We start from the raw sequence: 19,355 nt of genomic DNA on the forward strand, positions 1-19,355 counted from the left end.
TCCCCCATTGGCGCGGTCGGCGGCTCCATTTCTCTTGTGGGGGTTCCACTCACGTGTCCACCAGTCCCACCAGCTCCACCGGCATGCCCAGAGGCGGCCGGACGGCCGGTCCCACCGCCCTGCTGCCGGTCCGCCGCCCCGCCCGCGGGCTCGCCGCGACCTTCGTCGCGACCGTGCTGACGGCCGGCCCCGCCGTCCTGCTCGGCGCCGCCCCCGCGCAGGCCACCGGGGACCACGGCACCACCCGCGGCACCTCGGGTGCCGTCGTCCTGCGCACCGGCCTGGACGTCGGGCTGCTCAACAAGACGGTCAAGGTCCCGCTGCGCGTCGCGCTGAACGAGGTGCACGCACCCGGCTCCGCCGACAAGACCGCGCTCAGCGTCAACCTGGACGGCATCGACCGGGGCCGGCCGTTCAGCGTGCTGCGGGCCGACGTCGCCACCGCGCGGGCCACCGCCGACCGCCACAAGGCCGAGGGGTATGCCAACGTGGCGCACGCCAAGGTGCACGTCCCCGGCCTGCCGCTGCTGTCCCTGATCGAGGTCCGCCAGGTCACCGCCAAGGCGGTGTGCGAGGCGGGCCGGAAGCCGCGGGCCGAGTCGAATGTGCTGGGCGAGGTCCGGGTCCTGGGCAAGAAGGTCACGCTGACCGCCGGCGGTACGACGGAGGTCAAGGTGCCGGGGGTGGGCACCGTACGGCTCGACCTGTCCAAGCGGAGCGTCACGTCCCGGAGCGCCGCGGCCACCGCCCTGGACCTGAACGTCGACATCAACCCTCTGAAGCTGAACGTCGCCGAGGTCAACGGCCGCGTCACGCTCGCCGAGGCCACCTGCACCGCCCCGCGCGGCAAGGCACCCGAGCCTCCCGAGGCCGGCGGCACCACGGGCGCCACCGCCGGCGGCAAGGCCACCGAGGTCACCGACCGGAGCGACGCCGGCCCCGCCCCGCAGAACCTCGCCGAGACCGGCGGCAGCTCGACCACCCCGTATCTCGCCGGTGGCGCGGCCCTGCTGCTCGCCGCGGGCGCCGGTTCGCTCGCCTACGCCCGCCGCCGCGCGGGCCGCGGCTAGACAGGCCCCGTATCCCGTACCGGTGCCGTGGGGGCGCCGGTGCGGGATACGGCCCGAGGTGACCGGTGCGGGCCCGACGGGGTCCGCACCGGTCACCTCACCCCTCAGGGATTCGCGGCGAGTACCTCGGTCAGGGCGGCCAGCAGGCGGTCCGTCGTGGCGCGGTCCCGGACGGCGAGCCGGAGCCAGTCGGGGCCGAGCCCCGGGAAGGTGTCACCGCGGCGCAGCGCGAACCCGCGGGCCCGCAGCCCGGCGCGCACCGCGCCCGCATCCGGCAGCCGGATCAGCACGAACGGCCCCGTGGCGGGTCGTACCACCCGGATCTCGGCGAACTTCGCCAGTCCGGCCAGCAGATGGGTCCGGTCCCCGGCGATCTCCAGTGCGGCCGTGGCCGCCTCGGCGAGCGCGGCCGGTTCGCAGCAGGCCTGCGCCGCGGCCAGCGCCGGACTGGAGACGGGCCACAGCGGCTGTGCCCGCTCCAGGGCGGCGACGGTGTCCTCGGCGGCCAGGACGTAGCCGATCCGCAGACCGGCCAGCCCCCAGGTCTTGGTGAGACTGCGCAGCACGACCAGGCCCGGCAGGTCGGTGCGTCCGGCCAGGGACGCCCGCTCGCCGGGCACCGCGTCCATGAACGCCTCGTCCACCACCAGGGTCCGGCCGGGCCGCGCCAGCCCGGCCAGCGCGTCCGCGGAATGCAGTACGGACGTCGGATTGGTCGGATTGCCGATGACGACCAGGTCCGCGTCCTCGGGCACCGCGCGCGGGTCCAGCCGGAAGCCGTCCCGCTCGCTCAGCAGCACCCGCTCGACGGTGTGCCCGGCGTCCGCCAGCGCCGCCTCGGGCTCGGTGAACTGCGGGTGCACCACCACCGGCCGGCGCGCCCGTACGGCGCGGGCGATCAGCACGAACGCCTCGGCCGCTCCTGCGGTCAGCAGCACCCGTTCCACGGGCAGCCCGTGCCGCGCGGCGACGGCCGCCCGCGCGGCCCGCCCGTCCGGGTACGCGGCGAGGCCGTCCAGCGACGCGGCGATCCGGGCCTTCAGCCAGGCCGGGGGAGTGTGGTCACGGACGTTGACGGCCAGGTCCGTCAGCGAACCGTCGGCGCCCCGTACCTCGGCGTCACCGTGGTGGCGCAGATCAGGTTCGGGGGAGGGGGCCGGCCCGGCCGCGGGCGTTGCCGCCGCGCGCCGGGCCGTCTCAGTGCGCGCGGACATGGTCACCCCGGTCCTCGTCGGCATCCGGGCCGGCCGTCCGCCGGTCGGGTGCGCCGTCCGCGTCCCGGGCGTCCTCCGCCGCCGCCCGGCAACCGCAGGGTGCGCCGCCCAGCAGCGGGTCGCCCGCCACCGTCTCGCGGTAGCGCTCCATGACCACGTCGGCGAGCGCCGGCGGGGACCCGAGCACCTGGGCGCCCAGCACCTCGGTCTCCGGATGTGCGGCGGACCAGCCCTCGGTCTGCATCCACAGCCGCTCCAACAGGCCGCCGGGGAAGAGGAAGTAGGGCAGCACCACGATCCGTCCCCGGCCGCCGGCGGCCCGGGACGCGGTGGCGAGTGTCCGGCAGCGGTCCAGCCCGGCCGGGACATCGGGCGCCGTGTGCGACACGAACGCGATCTCCACGCCGGCGAAGCCGCGGCCCTCCCACAGCAGCCGGGCGGCCCGCGCCACCTCGGCGTTGGCGTGCGGGTCGGTGGCGCCGCGCGCCACCAGCAGCACCGTCGTCCGGGCCCGGTCCTGCGGCCGCCGGGCGCCGCCGCCCAGCGCCTCGTCCAGCCGCCGCTCCAGCGCGTCCAACAGCCGGGGATGCGGGCCCAGCTCGCCGCTGTGGGCGCAGTCGAGCCCGGGGTGGTCCAGCTGGGCGCGCTCCAGGGCCGCCGCGAGGGAGCCCGGTACGGGCCCGGTCGGGGCCAGCAGCAGGGGGACGGCGGCGAGCCGCGTCACGCCCCGGCCGACGAGCTCGGCGACGGCGTCGCCCAGTGGCAGCTCCGCCGGCGCGGGGCCGAAGAACCCGCCGGCGACGGGCACTTCGGGGTGGCGCTCGCCGAGCTCACGCACCAGCGCACGCAGGGCCTCGGCCCCGCCTTCGTCGCGGGTGCCGTGACCGGCGATGAGCAGAGCGGGAGGGGTGGTCACAACATCTCCTTGGTACCGGGTTCTCGCTGGTGAGCGGTGGCCGTGCCGACGGCCGCCGCTGCGGGGCGGGTCAGGGGGTGCCTCCCCGGTCGCCGTGGGCCCTGCGGCACCCGGCACCGCGTCTCGCGGCGTTGTCGCATCATCCGCGGACACCGGGTCCGAGGGCGATGCTCCGCCGTGCGAGGCGCGGCACCGGGCACCGCAGGCCGGTCCACGGTGACCGGGGGGACATCCCCTACGGGAGGTGATGACGATATCGGCCCCGGCCGCGGGCCCGGCGGGCGCGCCCTGCCCGGCGCCCGTGACCGCCGCGGCGGCCAGCGCGCAGGTCGCCCGCGCGGGCCCGGTCCGCGGCGCCGACTTCCGCTTGCCGGCGACGAGTTGGGCGCCCGGCCCGGCGGCCAGCAGCGCCGCGGCCTCGGCGACGCTCGGCGTCCCGACGGCGGCCCACGCGGCGGCGGACGGCGCCGGCACCCGTACGCCCGCGAGGTCCCGCGCCGGATACGACCGCAACGGCACCCCGAGCCGACGGGCCGCCGCCACCAGCCCCGGCTCGGCCGCCTTGGCCGCCACCGTGGCCAGCGCGCCGACCGCACCCGGCGCCGCACCGGCCGCGGCGAGCGCTGCCGCGATCAGCTCCAGCACCTCGTCGACCGGTACGCCCCGGCTCGCGCCGACGCCCACGACCAGTGCCGTGCCGTCCCCCGTGCGCCCGGCGGCCGTCATCCGGGGTGTCCTTCGAGGCGTGCGCGGTGACCGGTCGCGGGTACCCGGTCCGGTGGCTCCGCGGGGCGGCGTGCCGGTCGCCGCGGGCCGGGCCAGACTTTGACGACACCCGCCACGTCAGGGCGGATCCCCGGGAAAGGGGTGGAACCGTGCCGGTGGCCATCGCACTGGGCGCGTTCGTGATGACGCTCTTCGGTGGCTGGGTCGCCCAGCACGTCACCGACCGCCGGCACCTCATCCTGGGCCTGGCGGGCGGGCTGATGCTGGGCGTCGTCGGCCTCGATCTGCTGCCGGAGGCGCTGGAGGCCGCCGGCGACGAGGTCTTCGGGGTGCCGGCCGGGCTGCTCTGCTTCGTGCTGGGCTTCCTCGCCGCGCACGCCCTGGAACGGCTGCTCGCGGTGCGCAAGGCCGCGCACGGCATGGACCCGGACGAGCGGGTGCCGCAGGTGGGGCTGACGGCCGCCGGCGCGATGGTGGTGCACAGCGTCATGGACGGTTTCGCGATCGGGCTGGCCTACCAGGTCGGACGGGACATGGCGGTGGCCGTGGCGCTCGCCGTGATCGCCCATGACTTCGCCGACGGCTTCAACACGTACACGATCACCAGCCTCTACGGGAACGCCCGGCGCCGGGCGCTGGTGATGCTGGGCGCGGACGCGGTGGCGCCGCTGGTGGGCGCCGCGTCCACCCTGCTGTTCACCCTTCCGGAGCACTGGCTCGGGATCTATCTCGGGTTCTTCGGCGGTGTGCTGCTCTACCTCGCCACCTCCGACATCCTCCCGGAGGCACACCACGAACATCCCGCGCTGTCCACCCTGGCCTGCACGATCGCCGGCGCGGGCTTCATCTGGCTGGTGGTCGGCATCGCGAGCTGACGGCTGCCCGCCGCCGGCGACGCTCATACCCCGACGGCTCCCCGGCCGAACGCCACCGGGCCGTGCGGCCCCGCCAGGACGGCGCGGAGAGCGGCCGGCCCCGCCGTGACCGGACCTCCGGGCAGGTGGACTCCCAGGGCCGCCAGCCCGGCCTGAACCGCACCCGGCTCGGGGTGGGTCGCGGTGAACGAGACCAGCGGCAGCACGGGGAGGCCGTCCGCCGCGGTGGGGTGCGGGGTGTCGCCCCAGTCCAGCAGGAACGGCAGCACGCCGTCGGCACCGGAGGCGGGCGGCGTCAGCCGCCAGCCGATCCGGCCGCCGTCCGGGGCCCGCCGGGACATCGCCACCGGGTCGCCCGGATCGTGGCCGAGTGCCCGTGCCCGCGCGACGTGGCCGTCGATGCCGGTGACCCGCACGGCCCAGGTCACCAGCCGCGGGCCGGCCAGCGCGTCGATACCGAACCAGCGCGGACCCTCCGGCGCCGGCTGCTCCGGGTCGGGGCCGATGATCTCGACGTACGCCCCGGCGCCCAGCCCCAGCAGATGGTTCCGGGTGCCGCGCCCCGGATGGCTGCCGCCGGGCACCGGGCGCAGACCGGTCAGCGCGGCGACCTCGGCGACGGTCCGGTCCAGGTCGGGGGTGGCGTAGACGAGGTGGTCGAGGACGGCGGGCGCGGCCGGGCCCGCGGCGCCCGTCACCGGGCACCGCCCGGGGCGCCCACCGGTGTGCTCCGGGCGGCGCTCTCGACCAGCCGCCCGGCCAGCGACGGTTCTGCGGCCCAGTGCACATGCAGGTACGAGGCGTGCACCCCGCCGTGCAGATAGCCCTCGACCCGGCGCTCCGGATGCGTCAGCCCCCACGCCGGGCGGGCGCCCGCGCCCGGCTCCAGTGCCGTGCGGTGGAACTCGTGGCCGCGCACCCGCGTCCCGGCCGCGGCCAGCGCGTTGTCCTCCAGCGCCACCGCCTCCCGGTAGCCGAGGGTGAGCCGTTCGGACATCCGGGCCTCGCCGGGCAGCACCCCGCACATCGGCTTCCCGTCGATGGACCGGGAGAGATACAGCAGCCCGGCGCACTCGGCGGACACCGGAGCACCGGAGGCGGCCAGCGCGGCCACCGCCGCGCGCAGCGGCGCGTTCGCCGACAGATCCGGCGCGTACACCTCGGGGAAGCCGCCGCCGATCACCAACCCCTGGGTGCCGGACGGCAGTTGTTCGTCCCGCAGCGGGTCGAAGGGGGCCACCTCGGCGCCCGCGGCGGCCAGCAGCTCGGCGTGCTCCGCGTACGAGAAGGTGAACGCGGCGCCGCCCGCCACGGCGATCAGCGGCTTGCCGGGGCCGGCGGCGGATCCCGCACCGGACGGCGGCAGTTCCGCCGCCGGGTCCCAGGGCGCGTCCGCCAGTTCGGGCACATTGCGGGCCAGTGCCAGCAACGCGTCGAGGTCGCAGCCCTCGCGCACCCGGGCGGCCAGCTCCCGCACCGACTCCATGGCCTCGGCCCGCCGTTCGGCGACCGGCACCAGTCCCAGATGCCGGGAGGGCGTACGGGCCTCCTGGGTGCGGCGCAGCGCGCCCAGCACCGGCACCCCCGAGGACTCCATGGCCTCGCGCAGCAGCTCTTCGTGCCGGTCCGAGCCGATCTTGTTGAGGATCACCCCGGCCAGCCGTACCTCCGGGTCCCAGGAGGCGAAGCCGTGCACCAGCGCGGCCACCGACCGGGACTGCGAGGACGCGTCCACGACCAGCACCACCGGCGCCCGCAGCAGCTTGGCGACCTGCGCCGTCGACGACAGTTCGCCCCTCCCCGACGCCCCGTCGAACAGTCCCATCACGCCCTCGACCAGCGCGAGGTCCGCGCCGGCCGCGCCGTGCAGGAACAGCGGGGCGATCCGGTCGGGGCCGCACAGATAGGCGTCCAGGTTGCGGCCGGGGCGCCCGGTGGCCAGCGAGTGGTAGCCGGGGTCGATGTAGTCGGGGCCGACCTTGTGCGGCGACACCGCGAGGCCGGCCTCGGCGAAGGCCGCCATCAGGCCGGTGGCCACCGTCGTCTTGCCGGCGCCCGAAGAGGGCGCGGCGATGACCAGCCGCGGGACGGCCCGGCCCGCCGCGCCGCCCGTGCCGCCGCCCGCGGAGCCCGTGGTGCTCTTCACGCGTGGCTCACCATTCGATGCCCCGCTGGCCCTTCTGGCCCTCGTCCATCGGGTGCTTGACCTTGGACATGTCGGTGACCAGGTCGGCGAAGTCCACCAGCGGCTGCGGGGCGTTGCGGCCGGTGATGACGACGTGCTGGGTGCCGGGGCGCTCGCGCAGCACCGACACCACCTCTTCGGGGTCGATCCAGCCCCAGTGCATCGGATAGGCGAACTCGTCCAGCACCAGCAGCTTGTACGTCTCGGCGGCGAGGTCCCGCTTGACCTGCTCCCAGCCCTCGCGCGCCGCGTCCTCACTGGAGGCGATGTCGCGCTGCACCCACGACCAGCCCTCGCCCATCTTGTGCCAGGCGACGCTGCCGCCCTCGCCGGTCGCGCCGAGCACCTTCAGCGCCCGCTCCTCGCCGACCTTCCACTTCGCCGACTTCACGAACTGGAACACCCCGACCGGCCAGCCCTGGTTCCAGGCCCGCAGCGCGAGCCCGAAGGCGGCGGTGGACTTGCCCTTGCCGACGCCCGTGTGGACGAAGACCAGCGGGCGGTTGCGGCGCTGGCGGGTGGTGAGCCCGTCGTTCGGTACGACGGACGGCTGTCCTTGTGGCATTACGCGACCCTCCGGGATCCCTGGGTGTGAACGGTGGTGCGGGCGCGGTGCCCGCCGACGGTCTCCTGCGGGGCGGCGCGGTGCCCGCCACGGCCCTCCCGGCCGCCCTGGACGTCCCGTACCAGCGCCGAAACGCTGTCCGCGCGCAGCTCGTCGAGGGTGACCGCGGTGCCCTGCAGCTCGCGCGCCAGCTCGCCGGCCAGCCCCAGCCGGACCGGGCCCGACTCGCAGTCCACGACGACCGAGGCGACGCCTTCGGAGGCCAGCAGCCGCGCCGCGCGGCCGGACCGCTGCACGGGCTGCGGCCCGCCCGTCGCCCGGCCGTCGGTGACGACCACCAGCAGCGGACGGCGGGTGGCGTCCCGCATCCGCTCGACCCGCAGCACCTCGTGGGCCTTGAGCAGCCCCTCCGACAGCGGCGTCCGGCCGCCCGTCGGCAGCGACTCCAGGCGTACCGCGCCCGCCTCCACCGAGGAGGTCGGGGGCAGCGCCACCTCCGCGCCCTTGCCCCGGAAGGTGATCATGCCGATCTTGTCCCGGCGCTGGTAGGCGTCCAGCAGCAGCGACAGCACCGCGCCCTTGACCGCGCTCATCCGCTGCCGCGCCGCCATCGAACCGGACGCGTCCACGACGAACAGGACGAGATTGCCCTCCCGCCCCTCGCGTACCGCCTCGCGCAGATCGTCCCTGCGCACCACCAGGCCCCGGCCGTCGCGGCCGCGCGCCCGCTGGTGCGGGGCCGCGGCCTGCACGGTCGCCGACAGGTGCAGCTTGCCCAGCGCGCCCCGGGGCCGCCGGGCCCCGGTCGTCCGGCCGTGCGCGGTGCGCGCCCGGGACCTGCGGCCGTCCGCACCCTCACCGAGGCCCGGCACGTCCAGGCGCTTGGCCCGGAACGGGTCGCCGGCGCCGACGGCCGACTGCTGCGCCGCGGGCCCGGCCGCGGGCTGCTCGGCCGGCTGCTGCTCGGGGGCTTCCGCGGGCCCGTCGGTTTCCGGGGCGTCCGCAGGGCCCGTCTCCGGCTCCGGCTCGCGGGGGGCCGAAGGCGCCGGGTCCTGCGCTCCGTCGTCCTGCGGCGGCTGCCCGCCGGGGCCGTCCGGTCCGCCGTCCGGCCCGCCCTCGGGCCCGCCCTCGGGTCCGCCGTCCGGGCCCTCCGGCTCGGGGTCGTCATCGCCGTCCTGGCCGCCGAACTCCTCCAGGGTCTCGTCGAGCTTGTCCTCGTCGAGACCGGGCGCGTCGAAGGGATTACGGCGCCGGCGGTGCGGCAGCGCCAGCAGCGCGGCCTGCCGGACGTCCTCGGCCAGCACGTCGGTGCGCCCGGCCCAGGCCGCCAGCGCGGTCGCGGTCCGCGCCATCACGATGTCCGCGCGCATCCCGTCCACCTCGAACGCCGCGCAGGTCGCGGCGATCTGCCGGAGCGCCTTGTCGCCCAGCGTCACCTCCGGCAGCACCTCCCGCGCCACCGTGATGCGTGCGCGCAGCGCGTCCTCCTCGGCCGCCCAACGGGCCGCGAAGCCGGACGGGTCGGCGTCGTACGCCAGCCGGCGCCGGACGACCTCGACCCGCTGGTCCGGCTCGCGGGACGCGGCCACCTCGACGGTCAGGCCGAAGCGGTCCAGCAGCTGCGGCCGCAGCTCGCCCTCCTCCGGGTTCATGGTGCCCACCAGGAGGAAGCGCGCCGCGTGCCGTACGGAGACGCCCTCGCGCTCCACGTAGGAGGCGCCCATGGCGGCGGCGTCCAGCAGCAGGTCGACGAGGTGGTCGTGGAGGAGGTTGACCTCGTCGACGTAGAGCACCCCGCGGTGCGCGTCGGCCAGCAGGCCCGGCTCGAAGGCCTTCACGCCCTCCGACAGCGCCCGCTCGATGTCCAGCGCACCCACCAGACGGTCCTCGGAGGCGCCGACGGGCAGTTCGACCATCCGCGTCGGGCGGTCCTCCGCGGCGCCCGGCTCATGCGGCCCGTCCGGGCAGCCGGGGTCGGGGGCGGCGGGGGAGCAGGCGAAACGACAGCCGGTGACGACGTCCACGGCGGGCATCAGCGACGTGAGGCCGCGCACCATCGTCGACTTCGCGGTGCCCTTCTCCCCCCGGACGAGCACCCCGCCGATGGCCGGCGAGATGGCGTTGAGCAGCAGGCCCAGCCGCATGTCGTCCATGCCGACGACCGCGGTGAATGGGTATGGGGCCGAGGCCATTAACGGGTACCCCCTTCAAGGGAATTGCGGTGACCGGGCGTGTCGACGCCCGGGTGCGGTGCGGTGCGCTCCGGACCGCGCGGCGCCCCCGGAGGGACGAACGGCAGCCCCTCGGGCACCCCTTTCTCGATGAGCCGCAACAGCGCGTCGGTGTCCGCGTGCTCCTCGATCAGATCGCCGAGCCGGTCGAGCTGCTCCTCCCGCAGGGTGCCGAACGAGGTGTCGGGGGCCGGCACGAACGCCCGGCCCGCGTCCGCGGCGACCCGGCGCAGGAACGCCCGCCGGAATCCGTCGCTCTCCAGTGAGCCGTGCCAGTGCGTGCCCCAGACGGAGCCGACCCGGCACCCGTCCAGACTCTGCCCCTCCCCGTCGGAGAAGAACGTCTCGCCGCCCTCGACCTCGGCCACCCCGTGGTGGATCTCGTAGCCCTCCACGGGCTCGCCCAGCGCCGAACCGACCGGCCGCGCCAGCGTCTTGCGTACCGCGAACCGCACCCGTACGGGCAGCAGCCCCAGGCCGGGCACCGCGCCCGCCCGCGACTCGACCTCGTCCTCGATGTGCTGACCGAGCATCTGGTAGCCGCCGCAGATGCCGAGCACCGGGCGGCCCTCGGCGGCCCGGCGGGCGATCGCGTCGGCGAGGCCGCGCTCGCGCAGCCACTCCAGCGCCCGGACGGTGCCCCGGGTGCCCGGCAGCACTGCCAGGTCCGCGTCGGCCAGTTCCTCGGCCCGGTCCACGAACCGCACCACCACGCCCGGTTCGGCGGCCAGCGCGTCGACATCCGTGAAGTTCGACATCAGCGGCACCGCGGCGACCGCGACCCGCAGCACGTCCCTGCCGTACGGCGGCGCGACCACGCTCTCGCGCACCGCGCCCCGCAGCGAGACCCGCAGGCCGTCCTCCTCGTCGATGCCCAGCCCGTGCGCGAACGGCAGCACGCCCAGCGTCGGCCGCCCGGTGATCTCGCGCAGCATGTCCAGACCCGGCTCCAGCAGCGACACATCGCCCCGGAACTTGTTGACGAGATACCCGGCGATCAGCGACTGGTCCTCCTTCGACAGCAGCGCCGTGGTGCCGAAGAAGGAGGCGAACACCCCGCCCCGGTCGATGTCGCCGACCACGACGACCGGCAGCCGGCCGGCCCGCGCGATCCCCATGTTGACGATGTCGGTGCGGCGCAGATTGATCTCGGCGGGGCTGCCCGCGCCCTCGCAGATCACCGCGTCATGGGTGCGCCGCAGCTCCTGGAGGCAGTCCGTCACCGTGCCGAGCAGTTGCTCGCGGCGCCCGGCGTACGGGGCCTCGCCGCCCGGCGTGCCGCTGCCGGTGTGGCCGAAGTACCCCTTGGCGCTCAGCTCACCCACCGGATGCCCCAGCAGCACCACCTGGCTGCTGCGGTCGCTGCCGGGCTTGAGCAGCACCGGATTCATCAGCGCGGTCGGCTCGACCCGGGCCGCCGCGGCCTGCATCGCCTGGGCCCGCCCGATCTCCGCGCCCTCGCGCGTCACGAACGAATTCAGCGACATGTTCTGCGCCTTGAAGGGCGCGACCTTGACGCCCTGCCGGACCAGCCAGCGGCAGATGCCCGCCGTGACCACGCTCTTGCCGGCGTCGGACGTCGTCCCGGCGACCAACAGGCCACCGCCGACCGCCCCGCCCGACCGCTCGCGCTGCCCGTGCTGCCCGTGCTGGCCGTTCACTGGGGCCTCCTCTTCCTGTGCCGGGCGTACAGCGCGCCCACCGCGAGCCGTCCCGCGACCGTCGTCGCCAGCGTCAGCGCGCTCACCCGGCGCGAGAGCCGTACCGCACGTGCGATGTCGGGCGCAGCGACCGGCGGCGCCCCGCCGTTGAGCTGCGGCCGGTGCTCGATCCGCCCGCCGTAGGCCAGCGTGCCGCCGAGGCGTACGCCCAGCGCGCCCGCGAACGACGCTTCCACCGGGCCCGCGTTGGGGCTCGGATGGGATCCGCCGTCCGCCCGCCAGGCCCGCAGCGCGCCGCGCCGGTCGGGCCCCGCGAGGACGGTCAGCGCGGCGGTCAGCCGGGAGCCGGGCCAGCCGGCGAGGTCGTCGAGCCGGGCCGAGGCCCAGCCGAACCGGAGGTACCGCGGCGACTTGTGGCCCACCATCGCGTCGAGGGTGTTCACGGCCCGGAATCCCACCAGCCCCGGCACCCCGGCCAGCGCGCCCCAGACCAGGGCGCCCACCACGGCGTCGGAGGTGTTCTCGGCGACCGACTCGACCACCGCGCGGGCCATCTGCGGCCCGTCCAGCGCCTGCGGATCGCGGCCGCACAGATGTGGCAGCCGCTCGCGCGCCAGGTCCAGGTCGCCCGCCGTCAGCGCGCCGCCGATGGCCCGCGCCTCGCGGCCGAGCGACGTACCGCCCAGCACGGCCCACACCGCCGCCGCGGTCAGCGCGATGTCGGCACCCGTGCGGAGGGAGAACGGAACGGAGGGGGAGCCGGGGGAGCCCGGGGAAGGCGCCGGACCGCGTACGGCGCGCCGCAGCAGCGCCGCGCCGGTGGCCGCGCCGCCCGCGCACAGCACGGCGTGCAGCGTCCCGTGGCCGCGGTGGTCGTGCCAGAGCCGGCGTTCGACGGCGCCCGCGGCACGGCCGAAAGCGGCCACCGGATGGCCGCGGCGGGGATCCGCCACGATCAGGTCGCCGAGAAAGCCGAGGGCCGCGCCGCACGCGTACGTGACGTGTTCCGCGCGCATCGGATCAGACCGCCGTCATGCCTCGGAGGGGTGCTGCGACAGGGACTGCCGGACGGGTTCTCGTACTGCGGCCGGGCATGGCGGTATGTCCTCACTCAGGGTCCGCGCCCTGGCTCGACGTGACGGCGACCAGAGTCTCCTGGCTCCCCGGATCGGCACTTCCCCCGGCCTTCCAGTCCGTACACGTGCGACCCGACGGGCCTGCGCGCAGCGGACCGTGACCTTTGGTGGAGGAACGCTCCCCGGTGACAGTGGCGGGACCGCGCCGGATTCTCACCGGACTTCCTCATCTGTCGCCGAATGGCCCCGGCAGTCCACCACGCCCCGCGAATGCCCGTCAACTCACCCTTGACCTGCACCGCAGCCATGTGACAGGCACTGTGGCGCACGCCACAGGGTGGCGGGTGTGTCACGGACTGTTGCCCCCTGACCTGATCCCGCGTCACTATCTGGTGCACGGCGGGCGATGGCCCGCCGGAAGGGGGCCGGGGGATGCCGCAGCACGCTGACCGTCAAGAGATCCGCCTACGGATCACGGGCACGAACAATCCGCAGCAGGACAACGCCGACCTCAAGGCCTGGCTGGAGCGCGAACCCTGGCTGGCGCGCCGCCCGCACGCATGGGAACAGCGGGCGCGGCCGGACGACGCGACGGGCGGTGCGGACCGGCCCGGCCGCGGGGACATGGCCGTCGGCGTCGACGACCTGATCCTGGTCGTCGTCGGCGCGGCCGCCGCCGAAGTGGCCAAGGGGCTGGGCATCGCCCTGCGCGAATGGCTGCGGCGGCGCAGGGAGGAACGCGCCGCGGGCGAGCAGCCCGCTCTGGAGGCGGGCGGCGCCGGCGGCGGTCTGCGGCAGGTCGGCGACGGTCTCCCGCACGGCGCGGCGCCCGGACGCCCCGATCCCGGCAGCCCGGCGGCCGAGGGCGGCAACACCTCCGAGGGCTGAGCCGGATGTCCGAATACGACGCGCGGGGCAAGGACAACCGTGCGCTGCTGATCTGCGTCAGCGACTACCTGCATCTGCCCGAGCTCCCCGCCGTGAAGGACAACGCCGAGCAGCTGGAGCGCGTCCTGACCGCCCCTGGCACCGACCTGTTCACCGGCGACGAGGTCGTCATCTGCCGGCCCAAGGAGCCGTGGGAGCTGGAAAGGGCGCTGGACGCCGTCACCAGGGAGGCGCGCGGGCTGCTGCTGGTCCACTTCTCCGGCCACGGACGCGTCGGCCCCGACGGCGGTGACCTCCAGCTCATGGTGGGCGGCTCGGCGGCCAAGGGCGGCCACAAGACCGTCTCCTGGCAGGACCTGGTGCTGTCCTACCTCGGCAATGCGCGGGCCGACCGGATCGTGATCGTCCTGGAGTGCTGCTATGCAGGCAACGCCGGCGAGGCCTTCCACTCCAGCCGCACACCCATGTCGCTGCTGATGGCCGCGCAGCCCAACCGCCGGATCTTCAGCGGCGAGGAGCCGGCCGGCGGCACCCTCTTCACCCGCGCCGCCGTGCAGATCCTCGAACGCGGCATACCCGGCAAGGCGTTCGTCACCTTCGAGGACCTCGTCCGCGCCCTGCGCGACCGGCTCGCCGGCGAGGAGACGCCGATGGGCGACGTATGGGAGCCGCGCTCGGCCAAACAGAACACCGTCGACGACGTCATCCTCTCCTTCGCCACCCCCGAGGTCCGGCCCAGGACGCCGCTGCGGATCCGGTTACGCCGCTGGTGGAAAGTGCGCATCCTGCGCTGGCGGCGCGTCCTGATGGTGTTCCTGACGGCGCTGGTGCTCCTCACCGGCGGTGTCGTCGCGCTGAACGCCGTCAGCACGCCGCCGGCCTGCCCGCCCGCACTCGAACTGCGGCTGCTGACCGCCCCCGAGGCTGAACCCACCCTGCGCAGCGCGGCCTTCTCCTACGAGATGTCCGACCTCAACACCCGGCCGCTGCAGGGCGAACGGGACCTGCCCGACGGCTGCCGGCGCGCCCAGATCACCGTCTACTCCGCCGCCAAGGACCAGGTCGGCGCGGGCTTCGCCGCCGCCGACCGCTGGCAGGGCGAGGCGCACGGCGCGAACGCGGGCGCGCGGGACGCCAAGGGCGCCGACCCGCTCCACCGGCCGGGACCGCAGCCCGACCTGTGGATCCCCGAATCCACCGCCGACTACGAGGAGGCCCGGCGGGTGCTGCCCGATGGCTCCCCGGCGACCCTGCACAACACCGGCCCGGTCGCCTACAGCCCGCTGGTCGTCGGCATCCCCGCCGACAAGCGGCTCGACGACGTCGAACGGGTCGGCGCCTCCTGGAAGGACCTGCTCACCGGCACCGACAGCGCCCACCGCGATCTGGAGCTCCTCCGCCCCAGCCCGGTCCTGTCCGGCACCGGCCTGCTGCACACCATCGGCCTCTACCTCGCGGGCGACGGCTCCCGGATCGGTCCGGCGGGCACCCCCGACCGCTCGCTCGCCCAGGATGCCGAGAGCCGGCTGTCCGCCCCGGGCAGCCAGTACGCGGGCAGCACCGAACTGCTGTGTTCGCTCCGCCCATACGAGGAAGGCACGGACGGCACGGACGGCACGGACGGCAAGGACGCCCGCAGCGCGGGGGGTGCGGAGGGTGCGAAGGGGCGAGCGGGCACGGCCGGCAGCGGCGACCGGTCGGCGCCGCTGGTCTCCGAGAAGTCGCTCGTCGACTACAACCTCGGCCACCCGGTCGGCACTTGCCCGGCCCTGGACACCGCGCTCGCCCCCAAGGACCGCTACGCCGCCTACTACCCCAAGAACGTTCCGGCGCTCGATCACCCCCTGGTCAGGGTCGACTGGTCCGGCGCCGACGACGCCACCCCACGGCAGGCCGCCACCGACCGCTTCGCCGGCTGGCTGCGCGACCCGGGAGCCGGCCAGCACATCCTCGTCGGGCAGGGCTACCGCGGGGTGCCGGACAAGGACGGCGAGGTGCCCCGCCCGGAGCCCGGCTCCCCCCTGCTCAACACCCGCTCCGACGCCGACCCCGCAGCCCCCGTCATCCGCTACACCGCGGGCGGCGACCAGGTCAGCCGCGTCCTGGACCGCTACGACAAGGCCCAGAAGTCCAGCCGGCTGCTGATCCTCTTCGACACCTCCACCTCCATGGCGGACGGCGGGAGACTGCCGGTCGCCGTCGGCGCGGCCGACCGCACCCTGGAAATGGTGGGCGCCCACCACACCTACGGCCTGTGGACCTTCCCCGACCCCGCGCACCCCACCGACCCCGCAGCGGTCCACCGGGCCGTCCCGCTGGGCAGCGCCGACCCCGCCCCCGGGAAGGCCGCGCTGGACCGCATCGCGAAGGGCGGACTCGTCGCCCACGGCGCGGCGATGGAGGAGGCGCTGACCGCCGCGGTCCGCGAACTGAAGGACTCCGCCGGGGCCAACAAGGCCGTCGTGCTCATCGTCGACCAGGACGACGGCGCCCCGCGGCGCGCCGCGGGCGTGGAGCAGACCCTCAACAAGCTCCTCAAGGGCACTCCCGAAGTGCCCGTGCTGACACTGGTGATGGGCAAGGCCGGCTGCGACACCCTTGCCTTCCAGGGCCTGGCCGACGCCTCCGGTGGACAGTGCGTGCCCACCGGCCCCACCGCCCCCGACCTGCTGGCCGGGCTCGTCGCCTCCGTCGGTACGGCCGGCAAGGAGGACCGGTGAACGCCCCGCGCCGCGCCGCGCCCGCCGCTCTGCTCTGCCTGACGCTGGCGGCCGCCGCGAGCGGCTGCACGTCGGGGCCGGGGCCCGGCCCCGAGAAGGGTGCCATCGTGCTGGCCACCGGCAGTGACCTCAGCAGCTCCGGCGTCCGCCAGGACCTCATCCTCGACTGGGAGAAGCGCACCGGCCGCACCGTGCGGATCGTCGAACTCCCGGACACCGCCGACGGCCAGCGCAGCCAGCTGCTGGCGGCCGGCCAGTCCGGCAACAGCGGCTATGACGTGCTCAACATCGACGTCGCCTGGACCGCGGAGTTCGCCGAGGCGGGCATCATCCGCCCCTGGGGCGAGGAGCTGGACGCCGACTTCCTCGACAGCGTGGTCAAGACGGCCGACCACAACGGCAAGGTGTGGGGCGTCCCCTTCAACACCGACGCCGGTCTGCTCTTCTACCGCAAGGACATCCTGCACGACTACGGATACGACCGGCCGCCCTCCAACTGGGGCGAGTTGAAGAACGTCGCCGGCCAGGTCGCGGACGCCTACAACCGCGCCGGCACCGGCAGGCGGATGTACGGCATGGTGGCCCAGCTGCGCCCGTACGAAGGGCTGACCGTCAACACCCTGGAGTCCGCCTGGGCCAACGGCGGCGACCCGGACGCGGTCAGCTTCACCAAGGGCGAGCAGGTCGGCGCGCTCCAGCAGGGCGTCGCCGACGTCAAGGACCGGCTCGACTCGATCATGCCGCACGAGGCGACGACGATGGACGAGACCGAGAGCCGCCGCTGGTTCGCCGACGGCCGCGCGCTGTTCATGCGCAACTGGCCCGTGGAGTACGCCTCGGTCGCCGAGAAACTCACCCCGGGCGTCCAGTTCGACGTCGCCCAACTGCCGGGCCGCCCCACCGACGGCAAACGGATGTCGGTCCTGGGCGGGCAGAATCTCGCGATCGCCGCCGACAGCTCCCACCCGGAGGGCGCCCGGCAGCTGATCGAGGCGCTGACCGGCCCGAGCAGTGAACGCTGCCTGCTGGAGCGGGGGTTCGCGGCGACCCGCGATTCGGCGTACCGGCCCGCGGCGAAGGCGCCCGACTGCTCGCTGCCGCCCGGGGACGCCCAGCGCGGTGAGCACGGCGCGACCCGGCCACCGGCCCGTTGGCCGGACCAGGAGCCGCCGTACACCCGGACGCTGTACGCGGCGCTGCGGGCGGCCGAGCCACGGCCGCGTAGCGCCCACTACCAGACCTTCAGCAAGGTCGTGCAGATCCGGGTCTCCGAATACCTGGGCAGCCGCGGCGGCACGGCCATCGCCGACGCGCTGGCCAAAGAAGCGGACGAGGCGCTCAGCGGCCGCCGCTGATGCGGTGGTCCGCCGAACGCCTCGTCCGGTGTCGTCCTGAGGGCGAGCGCCCCTGACTCAGGTGGCGACGATCAGGTAGATGCCGTACCCCACGGCCGCCGCGCACAGCGCGAACGCGCCCGCCGCGACGGACCGCGCGCCCACCCCGGGCGCCACGGCCGCCGCGCCGTCCCGCTGCGGCTTGCGCGACGTACCCATGATGCCGACGGTGAACAGACCCACGATCCCGACCGTCACCACGAGGGTGACGCCGAAGACCTGGCCGAGTGCTGCCCATTCGATGTTCATTGCTGGAGTCCTTAGCTGGCTGGGCCGCTAGCGGGAGGCCGTCGCGGCCTTGGCACGCCGGGTGGTGGCAGGCACCGTCCGGCTGTCGGCGGCGGGCACCGGTGCCGTGGCGGCGGTGTCCGCTTCGGCGGCGGCCGGGGCCACCTGACCTGCCGGGGGAGGGGAGACGGTCTGCAGCGCGGTGGTCACCACGCCCGCCGGCTCGATGTCATTGACGTTGCTGTGGTCGATCGGCTTGCGCCGGGAGGCGGCCCAGATCGCGCCGCACACGGCGAGCGCGAGAACGGCGACCGTCGCCACGCCCCAATTGCCCTGCCCGGCCAGGAACGCGGCACCCGCCGCGACCAGACCCGCGGCCGGCAGCGTCAGGCACCAGGCGATGACCATGCGGCCCGCCGTGGACCAGCGCACCACGCCGCCCTTGCGGCCGAGCCCCGAGCCCATCACGGAACCGGAGCAGACCTGGGTGGTGGAGAGCGCGAAGCCGAGGTGGGAGGAGGCCAGGATGGTGGCCGCGGCGCCCGTCTGGGCGGCGAAGCCCTGCGGCGGCCGGATGTCGGTGATGCCCTTGCCCATCGTGCGGATGATCCGCCAGCCGCCCAGGTAGGTGCCGAGGGCGATGGCGATACCGGCCGAGGCGATGACCCACAGCGGCGGGTCGGCGTGCGGGGCGACCACTCCGCCGGTGATCAGCGCGAGAGTTATCACGCCCATCGTCTTCTGCGCGTCGTTGGTGCCGTGGGCGAGCGAGACCAGGGCCGCCGAGGCGATCTGGCCGGCGCGGTAGCCCTTGGCGGTGTCCGCCTCGTCGCGACCTCGGGCGAGGCGGTACGTCAGCCGGGTCGCCGCCATCGCGGCGAGGCCCGCGACGACCGGTGCGGCCACTGCCGGGATGAGGACCTTCATCACGACGGCGTCGCCGTGCACACCGCTGGGGCCGACCGACACCACAGTGGCGCCGATCAGGCCGCCGAAGAGGGCGTGGGAGGAGCTGGAGGGGAGTCCGGCGAGCCAGGTCAGCAGGTTCCAGACGATGGCGCCGACCAGTCCTGCGAAGATCACTTCTGGTCTGATGCCGGCGCTTTCGTCGATGATCCCGCCGGAGATGGTCTTGGCGACCTCCACCGACAGAAATGCCCCGACAAGGTTGAGCGCCGCTGACATCGCCACCGCGGTCTTGGGCTTGAGTGCCCCGGTGGAAATGGTGGTGGCCATCGCGTTGGCCGTGTCGTGGAAGCCGTTCGTAAAGTCGAACACCAAGGCCGTGACGATCACGATCCCGATGAGAAGCGTGATGTGTTCCATTCACCCAGGCAATCAGTTTGGTGGGCAGTGACGCTCGGGACCGTACGGAGAGTGGGTGAACGGAAAGTGAACTGGGGCCAGCCGGGTGATGACGCCCCCGGAGGGTTCACGCGGAGGTGCCTCTGCCGTCACTTCCGCATCATCCCCCGGCGACCTTCGTGAGCTCTGCCACCGCCCCCTTCCACCGGTCCGGATCACCGGCAGCGGGCCCCTCCGGGCGTACTGCCGGATGCCCGGACCGCCCTCCCGGGCCGACCGCCGGCGCGGCCCTCAGGAGCCC

At 75.1% G+C, this 19,355-nt stretch carries 15 protein-coding genes, 1 pseudogene and 1 riboswitch; of the genes and pseudogenes, 5 read left to right on the forward strand and 11 right to left on the reverse strand.

The window, feature by feature from the left end; all coding sequences use genetic code 11:
* Positions 1-83 precede the first annotated feature (83 nt).
* Positions 84-1,070, forward strand: coding sequence for an SCO1860 family LAETG-anchored protein (locus tag ACIRQ7_RS33370; RefSeq protein WP_404266362.1), 987 nt, complete (start codon positions 84-86; stop codon positions 1,068-1,070).
* 104 nt (positions 1,071-1,174) lie between these two features.
* Here the strand turns inward: ACIRQ7_RS33370 and cobC are convergent, their stop codons facing one another.
* The 3 genes and pseudogenes from cobC to ACIRQ7_RS33385 form a co-directional block, all read right to left on the reverse strand.
* Complete coding sequence (gene cobC / locus ACIRQ7_RS33375) at positions 1,175-2,284, reverse strand: Rv2231c family pyridoxal phosphate-dependent protein CobC (RefSeq protein ID WP_404266315.1); 1,110 nt, start codon at positions 2,282-2,284, stop codon at positions 1,175-1,177.
* Positions 2,268-3,200, reverse strand: coding sequence for a sirohydrochlorin chelatase (locus ACIRQ7_RS33380; RefSeq protein WP_404266363.1), 933 nt, complete (start codon positions 3,198-3,200; stop codon positions 2,268-2,270). Before ACIRQ7_RS33380 ends, cobC begins: the two co-directional genes overlap by 17 nt.
* Positions 3,201-3,575: 375 nt before the next feature.
* A pseudogene (locus tag ACIRQ7_RS33385) lies at positions 3,576-3,926 on the reverse strand (cobalamin biosynthesis protein); the annotation flags it as partial.
* A gap of 149 nt (positions 3,927-4,075) precedes the next feature.
* Here ACIRQ7_RS33385 and ACIRQ7_RS33390 point away from each other — a divergent pair.
* Positions 4,076-4,801 (forward strand): ZIP family metal transporter, encoded by a 726-nt coding sequence (locus ACIRQ7_RS33390; RefSeq protein ID WP_401479589.1) that lies wholly within the window; start codon positions 4,076-4,078, stop codon positions 4,799-4,801.
* 23 nt (positions 4,802-4,824) lie between these two features.
* On the opposite strand, the gene ACIRQ7_RS33395 is transcribed toward ACIRQ7_RS33390, so the two are convergent.
* Genes ACIRQ7_RS33395 through ACIRQ7_RS33420 form a run of 6 tightly spaced genes read right to left on the reverse strand, consistent with a single transcriptional unit; the run spans position 4,825 to position 12,459 of the window.
* The gene (locus ACIRQ7_RS33395) at positions 4,825-5,499 is read right to left on the reverse strand and encodes a VOC family protein (RefSeq protein ID WP_404266316.1); all 675 of its coding nucleotides are present in this window, start codon (positions 5,497-5,499) and stop codon (positions 4,825-4,827) included.
* Positions 5,496-6,947 carry a cobyrinate a,c-diamide synthase gene (locus ACIRQ7_RS33400; protein WP_404266317.1) on the reverse strand — a complete coding sequence of 484 codons (1,452 nt, stop codon included), beginning with the start codon at positions 6,945-6,947 and terminating at the stop codon, positions 5,496-5,498. The genes ACIRQ7_RS33395 and ACIRQ7_RS33400 overlap by 4 nt, the downstream gene beginning before the upstream one ends.
* 7 nt (positions 6,948-6,954) lie before the next feature.
* Complete coding sequence (gene cobO, locus ACIRQ7_RS33405) at positions 6,955-7,551, reverse strand: cob(I)yrinic acid a,c-diamide adenosyltransferase (RefSeq protein ID WP_401479580.1); 597 nt, start codon at positions 7,549-7,551, stop codon at positions 6,955-6,957.
* Positions 7,551-9,743 (reverse strand): putative cobaltochelatase, encoded by a 2,193-nt coding sequence (locus tag ACIRQ7_RS33410; protein WP_404266318.1) that lies wholly within the window; start codon positions 9,741-9,743, stop codon positions 7,551-7,553. Before ACIRQ7_RS33410 ends, cobO begins: the two co-directional genes overlap by 1 nt.
* Positions 9,743-11,443 (reverse strand): cobyric acid synthase, encoded by a 1,701-nt coding sequence (locus ACIRQ7_RS33415; protein ID WP_404266319.1) that lies wholly within the window; start codon positions 11,441-11,443, stop codon positions 9,743-9,745. Before ACIRQ7_RS33415 ends, ACIRQ7_RS33410 begins: the two co-directional genes overlap by 1 nt.
* Positions 11,440-12,459, reverse strand: a complete 1,020-nt coding sequence (locus ACIRQ7_RS33420; protein WP_404266320.1) for a cobalamin biosynthesis protein — start codon at positions 12,457-12,459, stop codon at positions 11,440-11,442. Before ACIRQ7_RS33420 ends, ACIRQ7_RS33415 begins: the two co-directional genes overlap by 4 nt.
* A 132-nt stretch (positions 12,460-12,591) precedes the next feature.
* Positions 12,592-12,749, reverse strand: a riboswitch (cobalamin riboswitch).
* A gap of 202 nt (positions 12,750-12,951) precedes the next feature.
* On the opposite strand from ACIRQ7_RS33420, the gene ACIRQ7_RS33425 reads away from it, so the two are divergent.
* From ACIRQ7_RS33425 to ACIRQ7_RS33435, 3 genes are read left to right on the forward strand one after another with little or no spacing between them, the layout of a single operon-like run.
* Complete coding sequence (locus tag ACIRQ7_RS33425; protein WP_404266321.1) at positions 12,952-13,407, forward strand: hypothetical protein; 456 nt, start codon at positions 12,952-12,954, stop codon at positions 13,405-13,407.
* Positions 13,408-13,412: 5 nt separating this feature from the next.
* Positions 13,413-16,127 (forward strand): caspase family protein, encoded by a 2,715-nt coding sequence (locus ACIRQ7_RS33430; RefSeq protein ID WP_404266322.1) that lies wholly within the window; start codon positions 13,413-13,415, stop codon positions 16,125-16,127.
* Positions 16,124-17,482 (forward strand): extracellular solute-binding protein, encoded by a 1,359-nt coding sequence (locus tag ACIRQ7_RS33435; RefSeq protein ID WP_404266323.1) that lies wholly within the window; start codon positions 16,124-16,126, stop codon positions 17,480-17,482. The genes ACIRQ7_RS33430 and ACIRQ7_RS33435 overlap by 4 nt, the downstream gene beginning before the upstream one ends.
* 57 nt (positions 17,483-17,539) lie before the next feature.
* Here ACIRQ7_RS33435 and ACIRQ7_RS33440 read toward each other — a convergent pair whose 3' ends face one another.
* Complete coding sequence (locus ACIRQ7_RS33440) at positions 17,540-17,770, reverse strand: hypothetical protein (protein ID WP_404266324.1); 231 nt, start codon at positions 17,768-17,770, stop codon at positions 17,540-17,542.
* Between the two features lie 27 nt (positions 17,771-17,797).
* Positions 17,798-19,075 carry an anion permease gene (locus tag ACIRQ7_RS33445; protein ID WP_404266325.1) on the reverse strand — a complete coding sequence of 426 codons (1,278 nt, stop codon included), beginning with the start codon at positions 19,073-19,075 and terminating at the stop codon, positions 17,798-17,800.
* Positions 19,076-19,355 lie beyond the last annotated feature (280 nt).

Origin of the sequence: Streptomyces sp. NPDC101393, assembly GCF_044767385.1 — a bacterium.
GTDB lineage: Bacteria > Actinomycetota > Actinomycetes > Streptomycetales > Streptomycetaceae > Streptomyces.

Bases quoted from the DNA above. Each gene is read 5' to 3' on its own strand.
- ACIRQ7_RS33370 (WP_404266362.1), top strand. From the start codon at position 84: ATGCCCAGAGGCGGCCGGACGGCCGGTCCCACCGCCCTGCTGCCGGTC.
- cobC (WP_404266315.1), bottom strand. From the start codon at position 2,284: ATGTCCGCGCGCACTGAGACGGCCCGGCGCGCGGCGGCAACGCCCGCG.
- cobO (WP_401479580.1), bottom strand. From the start codon at position 7,551: ATGCCACAAGGACAGCCGTCCGTCGTACCGAACGACGGGCTCACCACC.
- ACIRQ7_RS33410 (WP_404266318.1), bottom strand. From the start codon at position 9,743: ATGGCCTCGGCCCCATACCCATTCACCGCGGTCGTCGGCATGGACGAC.
- ACIRQ7_RS33420 (WP_404266320.1), bottom strand. From the start codon at position 12,459: ATGCGCGCGGAACACGTCACGTACGCGTGCGGCGCGGCCCTCGGCTTT.
- ACIRQ7_RS33425 (WP_404266321.1), top strand. From the start codon at position 12,952: ATGCCGCAGCACGCTGACCGTCAAGAGATCCGCCTACGGATCACGGGC.
- ACIRQ7_RS33430 (WP_404266322.1), top strand. From the start codon at position 13,413: ATGTCCGAATACGACGCGCGGGGCAAGGACAACCGTGCGCTGCTGATC.
- ACIRQ7_RS33440 (WP_404266324.1), bottom strand. From the start codon at position 17,770: ATGAACATCGAATGGGCAGCACTCGGCCAGGTCTTCGGCGTCACCCTC.
- ACIRQ7_RS33445 (WP_404266325.1), bottom strand. From the start codon at position 19,075: ATGGAACACATCACGCTTCTCATCGGGATCGTGATCGTCACGGCCTTG.